Below are 15,210 nucleotides of genomic sequence, written 5' to 3'. Positions count from 1 at the left end.
GCCGCCGCGCGGGCGTGCCGGCCTTATTGCCCGGCGAGCTTGCGCCGCTGCGGCACGGCCATGCCTTCGTAGTCGGGCAGCGCGTCGAGCGGCTTGCCGATGGCCTTGGCGTAGAGCGGCATCATGTCGACAAGACGCTTGGCGATGTCGGCGCGGCGCGCGCTCGTGTACGGATGCACGTAGATGAAGCCCTGATCGCGGTCGGCGCGCGTGGCCACGGCGAGCTTGTCCCAGAGCGTGAGCGCCGCGCGCGGGTCGAAACCGGCGCGCGCGGCAATGTCGCCGCCGATCACGTCGGCTTCGGTTTCGTCGGCGCGGCCGTAATGCATTTCCACGAGCTGCGAGCCGATGCCGAGCGGGAACACGCCCAGATCGGCGAGACCGAACAACTGCGGCACGCTGCCCGATTCGATCTGCGCGGCTTGCTGCTCGCCAAGGCGCTCGCGCACGTGCTCGCGCACCGCATGCGCGATCTCGTGGCCGAGCAGCATGCCGAACTCGTTGTCGTTGAGCTTCACGCGGTCGAGCAGCCCGCCGTACACGACGATTTTGCCGCCCGGCAGGCAGTACATGCGGATATCCGTCGAGCGGATCACCGCGACTTCCCACTTCCAGCTCTTGACGCGATCGCTCCATTTCACCGCATAGGGCGCGAGCCGGTCGACGAAGGCGCGCGTGCGTTGCACACGCGGGTCGCTGTCGGGGTAAAGGCGATTCGAATGCGCCGCGCCGCGCACGATCTCGTTGAATTCGGACGCGGCCTGCGCTTCCAGCATCGGCGAGGGAATCAGGTTGCGATACACGGCGCTGTTGCCGAAGCGCACGACGCGGCCCGTGTTCGGCGCGTTCGAGGTGCTCTGGGCGTTCTGGACATTGGCGGCGGGCGCGCTGCCGGATGCGCCGGCGTTGCCCGCGGCGCCGCCGCTGGTTGCCCCGGCGGCCGCGCTGTTGGCGGCGGGGGCTTCGGCGCTCGACGGCTGCGCCGCCGGAGCGCTGGTGGTCGCGGCGTTGTCGGCGGCTTGCGCGACGCGCCATGCGGGCAGCGCCGCCGAGAGCGCGAGGAGTTGCGCGAGAAGCTGCGCCGCGAAACGCGTCAGCGCCCGCGCCGACCAACGCCCGCGCGGGCGCGCGGTGCGCTGCGGCGCTCGCTGCGGCGCACGCTGCGGCGCACGCGTAGAAACCGCGTTCCGCGTGTTGCGTGACACGGCGGTCTGATGCTGCCTCACGACCGGATTCTCCATGGGGCGATACGAATGAGCAGGAGCATACCCGGTACGGCGAGCGCCGTGCATACGATGAAGTAGTCGAACCAGCCGATCCGCGCGACCACGTAGCCGCTCGCCGCCGAAGCGAGCGTGCGCGGCACCGAGGCGAGGCTCGTGAACAGCGCGAACTGCGTGGCCGTATAACGCGGATCGGTCGTGCTGGCGATATAGGCCGTGAACGCGGCGAGCGTCAAACCCGTGGCGAAGGTCTCGAAGCCGTACACCAGCGCGAGCGCCACGGCGCGCGGATCGAGCGTGATCTGCGCGTTGACGGCCGAAGCGAGCAGACGATTCACGGCCACCGTGGCGTCCTGAATGGCCGCGAGCGACGCCGACCCGTCGTGCAGCTGCGCGAGCCACGCGAAGCCGAGCGTCGACACCATTTGCAGGAAACCGAAAATCCACAGGCCGCGCCCGATGCCGATCTTCACGAGCGCCACGCCGCCGATAATGCCGCCCGCGAGGCTCGCGCCGAACGCCGTCATCTTGGCGATCACGCCGATCTCGGTGCGCGAGAAGCCGATGTCGAGAAAGAACGACGTCGAAAGCGTGGTGGCCATCGTGTCGCCGAGCTTGTAGAGGAAGATGAACGCGAGCACGAACAGCGCGACCGCGAGGCCGTCGCGGCGCACGAATTCGGCGAACGGCTGCACGATGGCTTCGCCCAGCTTCTTCGGCGGCGCGCCATGCACCTCGGGCTCGCGCACCACGAGCGTCATGATCATGCCGGGAATCATGAACGCGGCCGTGACGACGAACACCGTGCTCCACGGCAGATGGTCGGAGAGGATCAGCGCGAGCGAGCCGGGCACGAGCGCGGCGATCTTGTACGCGTTCACGTGTACGGCGTTGCCGAGGCCTTGCTCCGTGTCGCGCAGCAGTTCGCGGCGATAGGCGTCGATGGCGATGTCCTGGCTCGCGCCGAAGAACGCCACGAGCGCCGTGAGCGCGGCCGCGGCAAGAATCGACTCCTTCGGCGAGACATAGCCGAGCGCGCCGATCGCGAGCGCCACGAGAATTTGCGTGACGAGCATCCAGCCGCGCCGCCGCCCCGGCTTCCAGCCGGGCAGGCGCGGCACGTAGCGGTCCATGAGCGGCGCCCAGACGAATTTCCACGTATAGGGAAACTGGATCAGCGCGAAGAGGCCGATTTCCTTGAGATTCACGCCTTCCGAGCGCAGCCAGGCCTGCACGAGATAAACGAGCGTGAATAGCGGCAGCCCCGACGTGAAGCCGAGAAAGACGCAGATCAGCATGTGCGTATTCAGATACGCACGCCAGCCGGGGTGAGTTTCGTGAGCGTTGAGAGAGGGTGCCTCGTGCGGCGGATTCGGCATGTCGAGCGTGAGCGGCGGCGGTGTGGGTCGGTCGAGGGCGGAAAAACACGCGACGCCGCGCACGGCGTCATTTTTTCCTCACGCGATAGACCGCAAGACTACCACGCCAGTTCACGCCCCATCGAACGGTCTGGCCCCCGTGGAGCACCGCGCGATCGAGAATTTCGATGCCCACCTCGGGCGCGAGCGCCTCGAAGTCCTTTACCGTGAGCACGCGCACGTTCGGCGTGTTGTGCCACTGGTAGGGCAGCGACTTCGAAACGGGCATGCGCCCGCGCAGCACCGAAAGCCGGTGCGGCCAGTAGCCGAAGTTCGGGAACGAGACGATGCATTCCTTGCCCACGCGCGCCGTCTCGCGCAGGATCGCGGCGGTCTGGTGAATGGTCTGCAAGGTTTGCGAGAGAATCGCGAAGTCGAAGCTCGCGTCTTCGAACAGGCGCAAGCCGTCTTCCAGATTCTGCTGGATCACGTTGATGCCGTTCTTCACCGAGGCGAGCACGCCCGCGTCGTTGATCTCGATGCCGTAGCCCGTGCATTCGAGTTCCTCGGTGAGCAGCGAAAGCAGCGAGCCGTCGCCGCAACCGAGGTCGAGCACTTTGGCGCGCGGTTCGATCCAGCGCGCGATGGTGCGAAAGTCGGGACGGGCGGAAAGACTGTCGAAAGCGCTCTGGTTCATGCGCCCACCTCAGCGGCAATGCGTTCGTAGTAAGCGCGCACCACGTTGTGATAGCGCGCGTCGTCGAGCAGGAAAGCGTCGTGGCCGTGCGGCGCGTCGATTTCGGCGTAGGTCACCTGACGCTTGTGATCGAGCAGCGCCTTCACCAGTTCGCGCGAGCGCGCGGGCGCGAAACGCCAATCGGTCGCGAAGCTCGCCACCAGATACTTCGCTTTGGTGTGCGCGAGCGCGCGCGTGAGATCGCCGTCGAACGCCTTGGCCGGATCGAAGTAATCGAGCGCGCGCGTGATGAGCAGATACGTGTTGGCGTCGAAGTAATCGGCGAACTTGTCGCCTTGATAGCGCAAGTACGACTCCACTTCGAATTCCACGTCGAAGTTGAAGTTATAGGCGTCGACGGCGCCTTCGGCGCGGCGCAGCGCGCGGCCGAACTTCTCGGCCATGTCGTCGTCGGAAAGATAGGTGATGTGGCCGATCATGCGCGCGACGCGCAGGCCGCGGCGCGGTTTCACGCCGTGCGCGTAGTAGTCGCCGCCGTGGAAGTCCGGGTCGGAGAGGATGGCCGAGCGCGCCACTTCGTTGAACGCGATGTTCTGCGCCGAAAGCTTGGGTGTGGAGGCGATCACGATGCAATGGTCGAGGCGCTCGGGATAGCGCAGGCTCCACGCGAGCGCCTGCATGCCGCCCAGGCTGCCGCCCATCACCGCCGCGAATTTTTCGATGCCGAAGCGGTCGGCCACGCGCGCCTGCGCGTCCACCCAGTCTTCGACGGTCACGACCGGAAACTTCGCGCCGTAAGGCTGGCCCGTGGCCGGGTCGACGCTCATCGGGCCGGTCGAGCCGAAGCACGAGCCCAGATTGTTCACGCCGATCACGAAGAAGCGGTTGGTGTCGAGCGGCTTGCCGGGGCCTACCATGTTGTCCCACCAGCCGACGTCTTTCGGATTGTCCGCGTAGACGCCCGCGACGTGATGCGAGGCGTTGAGCGCGTGACAGACGAGCACGGCGTTGCTGCGCGCGGCGTTGAGCGTGCCGTAGGTTTCGACCACGAGGTCGTAGCCGGACAGCGCCGTGCCGTTCTGCAATTGCAGGGGCGCGTCGAAATGCAGGGTTTGAGGAGCGACGATACCGATCGATTCCATTCGTTCCGCCTAGGTTTTTCGGGCGGCTAAACGGTGTCGGCGGGCGCGGAGTGCGAAAAGGTTGGCGCGGCTGACGACCTCTTTAGCCGCATTTATATCGAACGCCGGAAGAAGCCTGCCGGTGTTCACGCGCCCGCAATCGAGTCAGCAAATCGGCGCGTGGTATTGCAAAAGGAACGGGAAGTATATCGGAAAATGTGCAAAGCGATGCGGCGGCCTGCCTGGCGCGCGCCGCCATGCGCGCCGCCGCCGGAGAGTTCGCTATCGAAGCATGATGCGGATCTGCTCGTCGGCGTGTTCGGCCGGCGAGCGCGTGAAACCGCTTTGCGCATAGCGATGCCAGCAGCCGATCACGTAGCGGAGCACCAGATTCGCGCGCACGGCGGCATCGTTGCTCCGCGTCGCGGCTTGCGCGCGAGGCAGATCCGTTCCCGGCGACGCGGCGCGGCGTTCCGCCTCCTGCGCGAGATCGACGCGCAGGCACTGGCGCAGCGACGCCTCCACGCGGTCGAGCATCTGGTTCACGCGCTCGGCAAGGCGTTCGTGCTCGCCCACGAGCGCCTCGCAGGTCAGCACGCGCGTCATGCCGGCGTTGCGCGCGGCGAAGTTCAGGAGCATCAGCGCGATCGCGCGCGCCTGCTGCACGCCGCCCGGCTCCTTTTCGACGATCTGGTTGATGAGGCCGAAAAGCGTCTGCTCGATGAAGTCGATGAGCCCCTCGTACATCTGCGCCTTGCTCGCGAAATGGCGATAGAGCGCCGCCTCGGACACGCCCAGGCGCGCGGCCAGCGCGGCGGTGGTGATCTTCTCGCCGCGCGGCGCCTCGAGCATGGCGGCGAGCGTCTGGAGAATGTGGATGCGGCGCTCGCCCGGCTTCGGCCGGCTGCCGCGGCGGACTTCGCCCGGCGATGCGTCGCCCGGCGAATCGTCGCCCGGCAATTCCGCTGCTGCGACTGCTTCACGCGTTTCGGTCGGCTGCATGAATGGCGTCCTCGGTCTGGCCTCTTGCCGCGGGTCCGGCGCTCCCCCGTTTTACTTCGAGCGTCGCGGCTGCAAGCCTGGTTTCAGCGATTTTAGCGAACGAATGCTACGGTCGACATAGTGCGGCCGGCCGGTGCCGCGCGCGTGCGCGGGCAAATGCCCCGTGATCCACACGGTGCGGATGCCGAGCCGCCGGTAGTCCTTCAAGTGGCTGCGCGTGTCTTCGACGAGAATCGCGTCGCGCAGCGGCACGCCGGCCTCGCGCAGCTTGGCGCGCAGCATCGCGCGGTCGGGCTTGGCGCGCCAGTGGCCGCGCGGGCTGCGCATGTTCTCCACGGCGATCACGCGCTCGAATACGCGCTCGATGCCCACCGCCGCGAGCACCGCGCGCGCGTAGGCCTCGGGCGCGTTGGTCAGCACGATCTTGCGGCCCGGCAGCGCCGCGAGAAGGCGTGCGACGCCGCGCTCGGCATGCACCATCGCGTGCAGGTCGTCGAAGGTATGCACGTACTTGAGGAAGTCGTGCGGATCGACGGGATGATGGCGCGCGAGGCCCAGAAGCGTCGCGCCGTAGCGGCGCGTGTAGCTCGTGCGCAGGTGATCGGCGTGTTCGCGCGAGACGCCCAGCGCGTCCATGATGTACTGCGTCATGCCCGCGTTGATGGCGGGAAAGATCGCGCGCGACGCGCCGTGCAGCGTGTTGTCGAGATCGAACAGCCAGACCGGCGTGCGCTGGCCGGGCGCGCCGGCCGCATGGGCGACGCGCCGGGGCCTGCGCCGGAGGATCGGGCGTGAGACGGTCATGGTGCGTCGGGAACGTGGGCGGCGCGGGCTGCGGGTTCTGCCGGCTCGCGCGTCGCGCGTTGAAGAAGGCGGCCGGACGGCGGCCGCAGACCGGCAGGACGACGGCGCCGGGCGCTCAATGGCGCGATCCGGTGCGCACGGCCGCTGCTCGCAGCTTCGCGAAAAACCGCCGCGCCTGCCGCGTCGCTCAATGCGAGCGGATCATCGTGCCGAACGGCTGCTCGGTCAGGATTTCGAGCAGCACCGAATGCTCGATGCGGCCGTCGATGATGTGTACCGAGCGCACGCCGCTCTTGGCCGCGTCGAGCGCCGACGAAATTTTCGGCAGCATGCCGCCCGAGATCGTGCCGTCCTCGAACAGCGCGTCGATCTCGCGCGCGGAAAGATCGGTGAGCAGATTGCCCGCCTTGTCCATCACGCCGGGAATGTTCGTCATCATGACGAGCTTTTCGGCGTTCAGCACGACCGCGAGCTTGCCCGCCACGAGGTCGGCGTTGATGTTGTACGAGAGGCCGTCTTCGCCGAAGCCGATCGGCGAGATCACCGGAATGAACGCGTCGTCCTGGAGCGCCTTCACGACCGCCGGGTTGATCGCCTCGACTTCGCCGACCTGGCCGATGTCGATGTACTGACCGGGGTTGTCGCGGTCCGGCATCATCAGCTTGCGCGCGTGAATCAGGCCGCCGTCCTTGCCGGTCAGGCCGACCGCGTGGCCGCCGAAATGATTGATGAGCGTGACGATGTCCTGTTGCACCTCGCCGCCGAGCACCCACTCGACGACTTCCATGGTTTCTTCGTCGGTGACGCGCATGCCCTGGATGAAGGTGCCTTGCTTGCCGATCTTCTTGAGCGCCGTGTCGATCTGCGGGCCGCCGCCGTGCACGATGACCGGGTTGATGCCGACGAGCTTGAGCAGGATCACGTCGCGCGCGAAGCCCTGCTTGAGCCGTTCTTCGGTCATGGCGTTGCCGCCGTATTTGATGACGACGGTCTTGCCGTGGTACTGACGGATATACGGCAGCGCTTCGGCCAGAATTTCGGCTTTCAGGGTGGGCGCGATCTGCGAAAGGTCGATAGGCTCGGACATGGCGGCGGGGCTAGCGAAAACGGACGAAGGGCGGACGAAACTCGCGCGCGCACTCGCGGACTGGAGTGGCGAAAGAAAAGCGCGGGCGAAAACCGTTGAAACAGGCCGGATTGTACAGGACTGTCGCGGCGCAGCAGGAAAAGCGCCGCGCGGCGAAGCGCGGGCGCAACAGGCGCGTTCGCGCGGCGGCGAGGGCGCTGCGAAGGCCGCGAATACGCGAGGGAATGTGACGAAAACGAGACGAAAACGGCGGCGTGTGGAGGCGGCGGCAAGCGGGAATTCGTGGCGGATTTGATGGCTCCGATTCGGCGGCCCGATTCGGCGGCTCGATTCGACGGCCCAATTCAACGGCCCAATTCAACGGCCCAATTCAACGGCCCAATTCAACGGCCCAATTCAACGGCCCAATTCGACGGCCCGATTCGAAGGTTCGATTCGACGGCCCAATTCGTCGCTGATTCAACGCCCCGATCCATCGCCCTAAATCGACGGCGCAAGCCGCGCCGCCCTGCGGCCGGACGGGCGCGGCATCGCCCCTGTGGCATCATTTCCGCATATCGTCTCGTTCACGAGCACGCCATGACGGCTCCCCGCACTTCCGCCGACGCCCTGAAAAGCGTTCGTTGCCCGCGCTGCGGCGCCGCGTTCGACTGCGGCCGCCTCACCGAACCCTTCGACTGCTGGTGCAAGGCGCTGCCCGCGTTACCCGCGAACCGGCTGGACCCGCGCGGGCGCTGCCTGTGCCCCGAGTGCCTCGCCGAAGCCGCCGCGCCCGCGGCCGACGCCGCGCCGCCGCGCCGGGTCTGATTCGTCCCCATTTCGACCGTCAAGGCGCCTGCAACGCGGCCTAGGCCGCGCGATGCGCCTGCGCGAGCGCGGCGAGATCGGCGCCCGCACGCGCGAGCACCGGATCCCACTTGCGGAACGTTTCCTGCCGATACAGCGTGGTGTTCGGATACCACGGGCTATCGGCGCGTTCGAGCTGCCAGACCCAATGCGGATTCACGTCGAGCAGCACCCACGTCCGCTTGCCGATCGCGCCCGCGAGATGCGCCATCGACGTACACACCGAAATCACCAGATCGAGCGACTCGACGAACGCCGCCGATTCGTCGAAAGTGCGCCATTCCGCGCTGAAATCCGCCACCTCGAAACCCGCCGCGCGCGCGGCCGCGACATCGGCTTCGGCACCCGGTTGCAGCGAATAGAACGCCACGTCTCCCAGCGCGCCGAAATGCTTCGCGTAGGCATCCAGCCCGACGCGCCGGAACGGATTGCGCTTGTGCGCGAGACTGCCCGTCCACGCGAGCCCGACCTTCAGCCGCTTTTCGCCGGCAAGCCGTTCGCGCCAGCGTGCCGCCGCCTGCGCATCGGGTTGGAGATAGCCGGCGGGACCCGGAATTGTCGCGTCCACGGTGCCGAACAGCAGCGGCAGGCTCAGCAGCGAGATTTCGCAGTCGTAGGGCGGCAGGGACTCGACGGGACCGCCCGCGCAGTAGAGATCGCAATGGCCGCCGAGGCTGCGCGAAAGCAGCGCGCCCATCTGCGGAAACGAATTCCAGACCAGCCGGCCGCCCTCGCGATGCACGCGCTCCGCGAGCATCGGCACATAGCGGGCGAACTGCAACAGGTCGCCCATGCCCTGCTCGCCCCACAAGAGCAGCGTGCGGCCCGCGAGCGGCTCGCCGCGCCACTCGGGCTTGGGGAACACTGGCCGCCCCGAGGCCAGCTCGCTCGAGCCGAGCCAGCGCATTTCGTGACCCGCCCAGCCTTCGGCATAGTTGCCGTGTATGAGTTGAGTCATCGCCAGGTTCACGCGCTGCGAGGCATCGTTGGGGGCATACTGGCAGGCGAGACGGGCGGCGCGCTCGGCTTCGTCCCACAACTGCGCTTCCTTGCAGACCAGCGCGTGGTTGTTGAGCGCCAGCGGGCTGTTCGGCTCCAGCGCAAGCGCGCGGCGCGACGCCTCGAGCGGCCGCGCGATGTCGGTGTCGACGGGTTGCACACGCGCAAGATTGATCCACGCGTTAGCATTGCCCGGTTCCTCGGCGACGGTTTCGTTCAGCAATGCCAGGGTTTCATTGCCATCTGATTTGATTTGTATCAAAGCAGTAGCGAGATTGTTTCGCAGATTAGGAAACTTTCGAGCGATGGCGAGCGCGCGGCGGTAAGGTTGCACGGCGTCCGCGTGCCGGTTGGCGAATTGCAGCGCAAGACCGGCGGCGAACCACGCGGCGGCGCGCTCCGGCGCGAGGCGCGTCACGGCGGCGGTGATGCGAATGGCCTCGTCGGCCAGCGTGCTTTGCCGCGCATTCGAAGCGATCAGCGCGAGCGTGTCGTCGTCGAGCGCGCGCAGCGCGGCGCGCACACGGTCCGGCATGGAGCGCGCGGCGTCGGCGCAATGCGTTGAAGCTTCGTCGGCGGCGTCGTCGATGAAATCGAGAAAGAGCGCATGGATGGGCGCGAGCGCTTCGTGCGAGGACGGGAACATGGAGTCTTCAGCCTTTGTCAGAAAATGCCGCGTTCTATGTAGTTAGCGGATGACCTAGATTGAAGCAAAGCTTTTCAAGATGATGAATCAGACAAGTCTTAACCGGTAAACTGACCCTCATGCATCGAATAACCGTGAGTGCTCGCGTTAATCTGAGCCATTTGTTCTGGCTGCGCAGCCTCGCCATCATCGGCCAGCTCTGCACGATCGCCTTCGTGCAGCTCTTTATCGGCGTGCAGTTGCCGTTGCCCGCCATGCTGTTCGTGATCGCCATGGAAGTAGCGTTCAACGGCGTCACCTGGCTGCGCGTCACGCAGGACCGCCCCGAATCCAATCTCGAACTGTTCGGCCAGCTTTGGGTCGATCTGGGCGCGCTTTCCGCGCTGCTGTTTCTCTCGGGCGGCACGACCAATCCGTTCGTCTCGCTCTATTTGCCTTCGCTCGCGATCGCGGCGGCGGTGCTGCCGTGGTATCTCACCGCGTGGCTCGCCACCTTCGCCGTGGCCTGCTACGTGCTGCTCGGCTTCGACAGCGTGCCGCTCAATCTCGACAATCCCGCGAACCTGTTCGACTACTACCGCGCCGGCATGTGGGTGAACTTCATGGTGAGCGTGGGCCTGATCGTGTGGTTCGTGGCGCGCATGTCGCGCGCGCTGCGTCAACGTGACACAGCGCTCGGCGACGCCCAGCAGCGCCTGTTGCGCGACGAGCGCGCGGTGGCGCTGGGCGTGCAGGCGGCCACGGTCGCGCACGAGATCGGCACGCCGCTTTCGACCATCGCGATGCTCACCGAGGAACTGCGCGACGTCGCGCTCACCGACAAGGGCCTCGCGCCCTACGGCGCCGACCTCGAACTGCTCGACAAGCAGATCACGCTTTGCACCTCGGCGCTCGCGCGCCTGCGCAGCCGCGCGTCGTCGGCGGGCAGCCGCCAGGGCGTGCGCGAATGGCTCGGGCCGTTCGTCGAACAATGGCGCCTGCGCCATCCTCACGTCAAATTCGAACTGCTGGACGAACCGCCCGCCGACTTGAGCCTCGACGACACCGTGGCCGTCGGCCAGATCCTCACGATCCTGCTCGACAACGCCGCGCGCGCGAGCCGCGACTTCGTTACGTTGCGTGCGTTCGCGTCGCCGCGCGCGGGCAATCTGGACTTCGAAGTTTGCGATGCGGGGCCCGGCATTCCGGCTTCGCTGCGCGCCTCGCTGGGCGCCGCGCCCGTGGACAGCACCCAGGGCGGTCACGGCGTGGGGCTGTACCTCGCGTTTTCGTCGGCGGCGCGGCTGGGCGGCTCGATCGAGCTGGCCGATGTCGCGGGCGAGAGCGACGCGGGCGCGGAGAGCGCGGCGAACCCGCCGGGCGCGCCGAACCCGGCGAGCGGCGCGGCGGCGCGAGCGCGCAAGCCGCGCGGCACGCGCGCGGTGCTGCGCGTACCGGCGAAGCCGCTCGAGGCGAGCGCACAGGAAACGAATGGGGCGAACGCGGCGCCGCGCGAAAGCGTGGCCGCCGGTTCGGGAATGAGATCGGGCGAGGGGCCGGCTCGGCCCGATGCCGCCTAACAACACGGAGCAACAGGCATGAGCGACATGAGTTTTCTGGTTATCGACGACGACGAGGTGTTTTCCGACATCCTGGCGCGCGGCCTCACGCGGCGCGGCTTTCAGGTGCAGCAGGCCCACAACGCCGACGAGGCGATCCGCTTCGCGAACCAGCAGAAGTTCGCGCAGATCACGGTGGATCTGCATCTGGGCAACGACTCGGGCCTTTCGCTCATCGCGCCGCTGCGCGATCTTCAGCCCGACGCGCGCATGCTGGTGCTGACGGGCTACGCGAGCATCGCCACGGCGGTGCAGGCGGTGAAGGACGGCGCCGACAACTATCTCGCCAAGCCCGCGAACGTCGAAATGATTCTCTCGGCGCTGCAAAGCGACGCGAGCTCGCTCCAGGCCGAAGAGGCCATCGAGCATCCGGCGCCGCTTTCCGTCGCGCGGCTCGAATGGGAGCACATTCAGCGCGTGCTCGCCGAACACAACGGCAACATCTCGGCCACGGCGCGCGCGCTCAACATGCATCGGCGCACCTTGCAGCGCAAGCTCGCGAAGCGGCCCGTGCGGCAGTGAGCCATGCAGTGAGGCGGCAGTGAGCCGGCAATGAGCCGGCAATGAGCCGCGCCCCGGAACGCTTCGGCGCGCGCGCGATCGCCGCTGCGGCATGAACGAAAAAGGAAACGAAAAAGGGACCCGCGCGGGTCCCTTTCTTCATGCGGCGGCAAGCTCGCGCGTTAGAGCACGTAACGCGACATATCCTCGTCCTGCGCGACTTCGCCCAGCGCGCGGTCGACGTAGGCGGCGTTCACAGTCACGCTCTGGCCCGCGTGATTGCCGGCCGCGAACGACACGTCCTCGAGCAGCTTTTCGATCACCGTGTAAAGACGGCGCGCGCCGATATTCTCGGTCTTTTCGTTCACGGAAAAGGCAATTTCCGCGAGACGTCGAATGCCGTCGTCGGCGAAATCGAGCTGCACGTCCTCGGTCGCGAGCAGCGCCTGATACTGCTTCACGAGGCTTGCGTCGGTGGCGACCAGAATGGCTTCGAAGTCGTTCACGGAGAGCGAGTCGAGTTCGACGCGAATCGGGAAACGGCCTTGCAGTTCGGGAATCAGATCGCTGGGCTTGGAAAGATGGAACGCGCCGCTCGCGATGAAGAGGATATGGTCGGTCTTGACCATGCCGTACTTCGTGTTGATGGTGGTGCCTTCCACGAGCGGCAGCAGATCGCGCTGCACGCCCTGGCGCGAGACTTCGCCGCCGCTGCCTTCGTTGTTGCGCGAGGCGATCTTGTCGATTTCGTCGAGAAACACGATGCCGTTCTGTTCGACGTTCTGCACGGCCTTCTGCTTGACCTCTTCGTCGTTGAGCATCTTCGCGGCTTCCTCGTCGGTGAGGAGCTTGAGCGCTTCCTTCACCTTCACCTTGCGGCGCGTTTTCTTGCCGCCGCCGAGGTTCGCGAACATCGAGCGGATCTGCTCGGTCATGTCTTCCATGCCCGGCGGCCCCATGATGTCCATGCCCGCTTGCGGCAGTTCGACGTCGAGTTCGATTTCCTTATCGTCGAGCTGGCCTTCGCGCAGGCGCTTGCGGAAGGTCTGACGCGTGGTGTTGTCGCTGTCCGCGGCGCTCGCGTCGGACGAACTGAAACCCACGGCGCGCGCGCTCGGCAGCAGGATGTCGAGAATGCGGTCCTCGGCCTGGTCGGTGGCCTTGCTGCGGACCTTGCGCATTTCCGTTTCGCGCGTCTGCTTCACCGAAATCTCGATGAGATCGCGCACGATGCTGTCGACATCGCGGCCCACGTAGCCCACTTCGGTGAACTTGGTCGCCTCGATCTTGATGAACGGCGCGTCGGCGAGCTTGGCAAGACGCCGCGCGATCTCGGTCTTGCCGACGCCCGTCGGCCCGATCATGAGAATGTTCTTCGGCGTGATTTCCTGGCGCAGCGGCTCCGCGACCTGCTGGCGGCGCCAGCGGTTGCGCAGCGCGACGGCCACGGCCTTCTTCGCCTTCGCCTGGCCGATGATGTGCTTGTCGAGTTCCGAGACGATCTCGGCGGGAGTCATGGTGCTCATCGTGAGTCCTTGTAGTCGGTGGCGAGGCCGTTACTCGATGGTTTCGATCACGCGGTTGTGATTCGTGTAGATGCACATGTCGCCCGCGATTTCGAGCGACTTTTCGACGATCTCGCGCGGCGAGAGGTCGGTGTTTTCGACCAGCGCGCGCGCCGCCGCCTGCGCGTACGAGCCGCCCGAGCCGATCGCGCAGATGCCGCCTTCGGGGTCGAGCACGTCGCCGTTGCCGGTGATGACGAGCGTGGTGTGCTCGTCGGCGGCGATCAGCATGGCTTCGAGACGGCGCAGCATGCGGTCGGTGCGCCAGTCCTTCGCGAGTTCGACGGCCGAGCGCGTGAGATTGCCCTGATGCTTTTCGAGCTTGGCTTCGAAGCGGTCGAGCAGCGAGAACGCGTCGGCGGTGCCCCCCGCGAAACCGACCATGACCTTGCCGTTGTAGATGCGCCGGACCTTCTTCGCGCCGCCCTTCATGACGATGTTGCCGAGCGTGACCTGGCCGTCGCCGCCGAGCGCGACCTTGTCGCCGCGCCGCACGGATACGATCGTCGTGCCGTGAAATTGCTCCATGTGCGTTCCTTTTTGCGTTGATGCCGCGCGAGGCGAAGGCGATGCCTGCCGCTCCCGGCGCGATGGGCGCTGGTGGTTGAGGCGGCGGCGCGGACATCGACTTGCGCCGCCGGCTCGAATCCGGCCGCGTCGCGCCTGCGATACGGCTTGTCAGGCGCGTTGCGCGCGTATCGGTTCAAGTTTAGGGCGGCGTGGGACAGTTCAAGGGCTGGATGCGCAGAAAACAGGCCGCGCGAGCGCCCGGAAGGCCGCGGCCCGGCGCGGCCGGAAGGCGTCGCGGCCGCAGCGCCGGAAGCGAAAACGCAAAGAAAAAAGCGCACGGGACACCCGTGCGCTTCTCGAGGAAGGCTGCGTGCGCCGCGAAAGGTTCGCGGCGGCGAGTCTCAGTCGCCGAACAGCTTCTGGCGCAGTTCGCGTCGCTCCTGCGCTTCGAGCGAAAGCGTGGCGGTGGGGCGCGCGAGCAGACGCGGAATGCCGATCGGCTCGCCCGTTTCCTCGCACCAGCCGTAATCGCCCGATTCGATGCGCGCGATGGACTGCTGCACCTTCTTCAGCAGCTTGCGTTCGCGGTCGCGCGTGCGCAGTTCGAGCGCATGCTCTTCCTCGATCGTCGCGCGGTCGGCCGGATCGGGAACGATCACGGTTTCGCGCAGATTTTCGGTGGTCTGGCCCGCATTGCGGAGAATTTCCGCCTGCAACTGTTCGAGCCGGTTCTTGAAGAAGGCGAGCTGATCCTCGTTCATGTAATCCTTGTCGCTCATCTTCAGGATTTCGGCTTCGGTCAAGAGTCGTTTCGTCGTCATCTGGCTTGCTTCTTCAATGAGTGGGGCAAAACTGGCACATCTTGCCTGCACTTTTGTGTTGCCCGCAGTGGCCGCACTGGTCTTACCCAATGACCGCTTTGCCAGGCGCTTGTACCGCGCCGTGATGCGCGCTGGCGGGCACGGACGATGATTTGTCGTGACGCCGAAAGCGCCGCTGCGGGGCCGAACCCCTCTGGAAACCGGACTTCAAGTGCTTCTGAGGCATATTTCGTACCGGCAGCGCGCTGCGACGCGATGCGCTGACGGCGGGGCGACCTTCGGAATCGCAGATTCCGGGGTGCCGCTCTTCCAGTGGGGCCGTATTGTAACCGAACCGCAAACTCGCGCCGCAAGCGGGAATTTCCCGCCGCAGCCCGGTTTTCGCTCACCCGTTTGCGAACCGGACGATATCCAGAAAATATAACGCGCCAA

14 protein-coding genes are annotated in these 15,210 nt (G+C 66.4%); 3 read left to right on the top strand and 11 right to left on the bottom strand.

What is annotated here, in order from left to right:
• Window positions 1–23 precede the first annotated feature (23 nt).
• The 7 genes from U5805_RS21275 to argB all read right to left on the bottom strand — a co-directional run bounded on the left by U5805_RS21275 (window position 24) and on the right by argB (window position 7,292).
• Window positions 24–1,226 carry a M48 family metallopeptidase gene (locus U5805_RS21275; RefSeq protein ID WP_322105471.1) on the bottom strand — a complete coding sequence of 401 codons (1,203 nt, stop codon included), beginning with the start codon at window positions 1,224–1,226 and terminating at the stop codon, window positions 24–26.
• Window positions 1,223–2,602 carry an AmpG family muropeptide MFS transporter gene (locus U5805_RS21270; RefSeq protein WP_322105470.1) on the bottom strand — a complete coding sequence of 460 codons (1,380 nt, stop codon included), beginning with the start codon at window positions 2,600–2,602 and terminating at the stop codon, window positions 1,223–1,225. Before U5805_RS21270 ends, U5805_RS21275 begins: the two co-directional genes overlap by 4 nt.
• Window positions 2,603–2,669: 67 nt before the next feature.
• On the bottom strand, window positions 2,670–3,278 hold the full coding sequence (metW, locus tag U5805_RS21265; RefSeq protein WP_112170109.1) for a methionine biosynthesis protein MetW: 609 nt from the start codon (window positions 3,276–3,278) through the stop codon (window positions 2,670–2,672).
• Window positions 3,275–4,420, bottom strand: coding sequence for a homoserine O-succinyltransferase MetX (gene metX, locus U5805_RS21260; protein WP_322105469.1), 1,146 nt, complete (start codon window positions 4,418–4,420; stop codon window positions 3,275–3,277). The genes metW and metX overlap by 4 nt, the downstream gene beginning before the upstream one ends.
• Before the next feature lie 261 nt (window positions 4,421–4,681).
• Window positions 4,682–5,401, bottom strand: a complete 720-nt coding sequence (gene slmA / locus U5805_RS21255) for a nucleoid occlusion factor SlmA (protein WP_322105468.1) — start codon at window positions 5,399–5,401, stop codon at window positions 4,682–4,684.
• A 51-nt stretch (window positions 5,402–5,452) separates the two neighbouring features.
• Entirely contained in the window at window positions 5,453–6,205 is a 753-nt protein-coding gene (locus U5805_RS21250) for a pyrimidine 5'-nucleotidase (RefSeq protein WP_322105467.1), read from the bottom strand.
• A 187-nt stretch (window positions 6,206–6,392) separates the two neighbouring features.
• A complete protein-coding gene (gene argB, locus U5805_RS21245; RefSeq protein ID WP_028203194.1) occupies window positions 6,393–7,292 on the bottom strand; it encodes an acetylglutamate kinase in 900 nt (299 codons plus the stop codon).
• A 579-nt stretch (window positions 7,293–7,871) separates the two neighbouring features.
• Between argB and U5805_RS21240 the strand changes: the two genes are divergently transcribed.
• Window positions 7,872–8,099 carry a cysteine-rich CWC family protein gene (locus tag U5805_RS21240; protein WP_322105466.1) on the top strand — a complete coding sequence of 76 codons (228 nt, stop codon included), beginning with the start codon at window positions 7,872–7,874 and terminating at the stop codon, window positions 8,097–8,099.
• Window positions 8,100–8,139: 40 nt separating this feature from the next.
• On the opposite strand, the gene U5805_RS21235 is transcribed toward U5805_RS21240, so the two are convergent.
• On the bottom strand, window positions 8,140–9,783 hold the full coding sequence (locus U5805_RS21235) for a hypothetical protein (protein ID WP_322105465.1): 1,644 nt from the start codon (window positions 9,781–9,783) through the stop codon (window positions 8,140–8,142).
• A gap of 119 nt (window positions 9,784–9,902) precedes the next feature.
• Between U5805_RS21235 and U5805_RS21230 the strand changes: the two genes are divergently transcribed.
• Both U5805_RS21230 and U5805_RS21225 read left to right on the top strand, forming a co-directional pair.
• Window positions 9,903–11,342, top strand: a complete 1,440-nt coding sequence (locus U5805_RS21230) for an ATP-binding protein (RefSeq protein ID WP_322105464.1) — start codon at window positions 9,903–9,905, stop codon at window positions 11,340–11,342.
• Between the two features lie 18 nt (window positions 11,343–11,360).
• Entirely contained in the window at window positions 11,361–11,903 is a 543-nt protein-coding gene (locus U5805_RS21225) for a response regulator transcription factor (protein WP_322105463.1), read from the top strand.
• A 161-nt stretch (window positions 11,904–12,064) separates the two neighbouring features.
• Here the strand turns inward: U5805_RS21225 and hslU are convergent, their stop codons facing one another.
• The 3 genes from hslU to dksA all read right to left on the bottom strand — a co-directional run bounded on the left by hslU (window position 12,065) and on the right by dksA (window position 14,778).
• Window positions 12,065–13,408, bottom strand: a complete 1,344-nt coding sequence (hslU, locus tag U5805_RS21220; RefSeq protein ID WP_322105462.1) for an ATP-dependent protease ATPase subunit HslU — start codon at window positions 13,406–13,408, stop codon at window positions 12,065–12,067.
• A gap of 30 nt (window positions 13,409–13,438) precedes the next feature.
• Window positions 13,439–13,975, bottom strand: a complete 537-nt coding sequence (gene hslV / locus U5805_RS21215) for an ATP-dependent protease subunit HslV (RefSeq protein ID WP_322105461.1) — start codon at window positions 13,973–13,975, stop codon at window positions 13,439–13,441.
• A gap of 383 nt (window positions 13,976–14,358) precedes the next feature.
• Entirely contained in the window at window positions 14,359–14,778 is a 420-nt protein-coding gene (dksA, locus tag U5805_RS21210; RefSeq protein ID WP_027815854.1) for an RNA polymerase-binding protein DksA, read from the bottom strand.
• Window positions 14,779–15,210: the final 432 nt, after the last annotated feature.

The sequence above is a fragment of the Paraburkholderia sp. J41 genome (assembly GCF_905220235.1).
In the GTDB taxonomy this organism is placed as follows: Bacteria; Pseudomonadota; Gammaproteobacteria; order Burkholderiales; family Burkholderiaceae; genus Paraburkholderia.
Note: the sequence above shows the minus strand (reverse complement) of the source record. Positions and strands in the feature narration are given on the sequence as shown.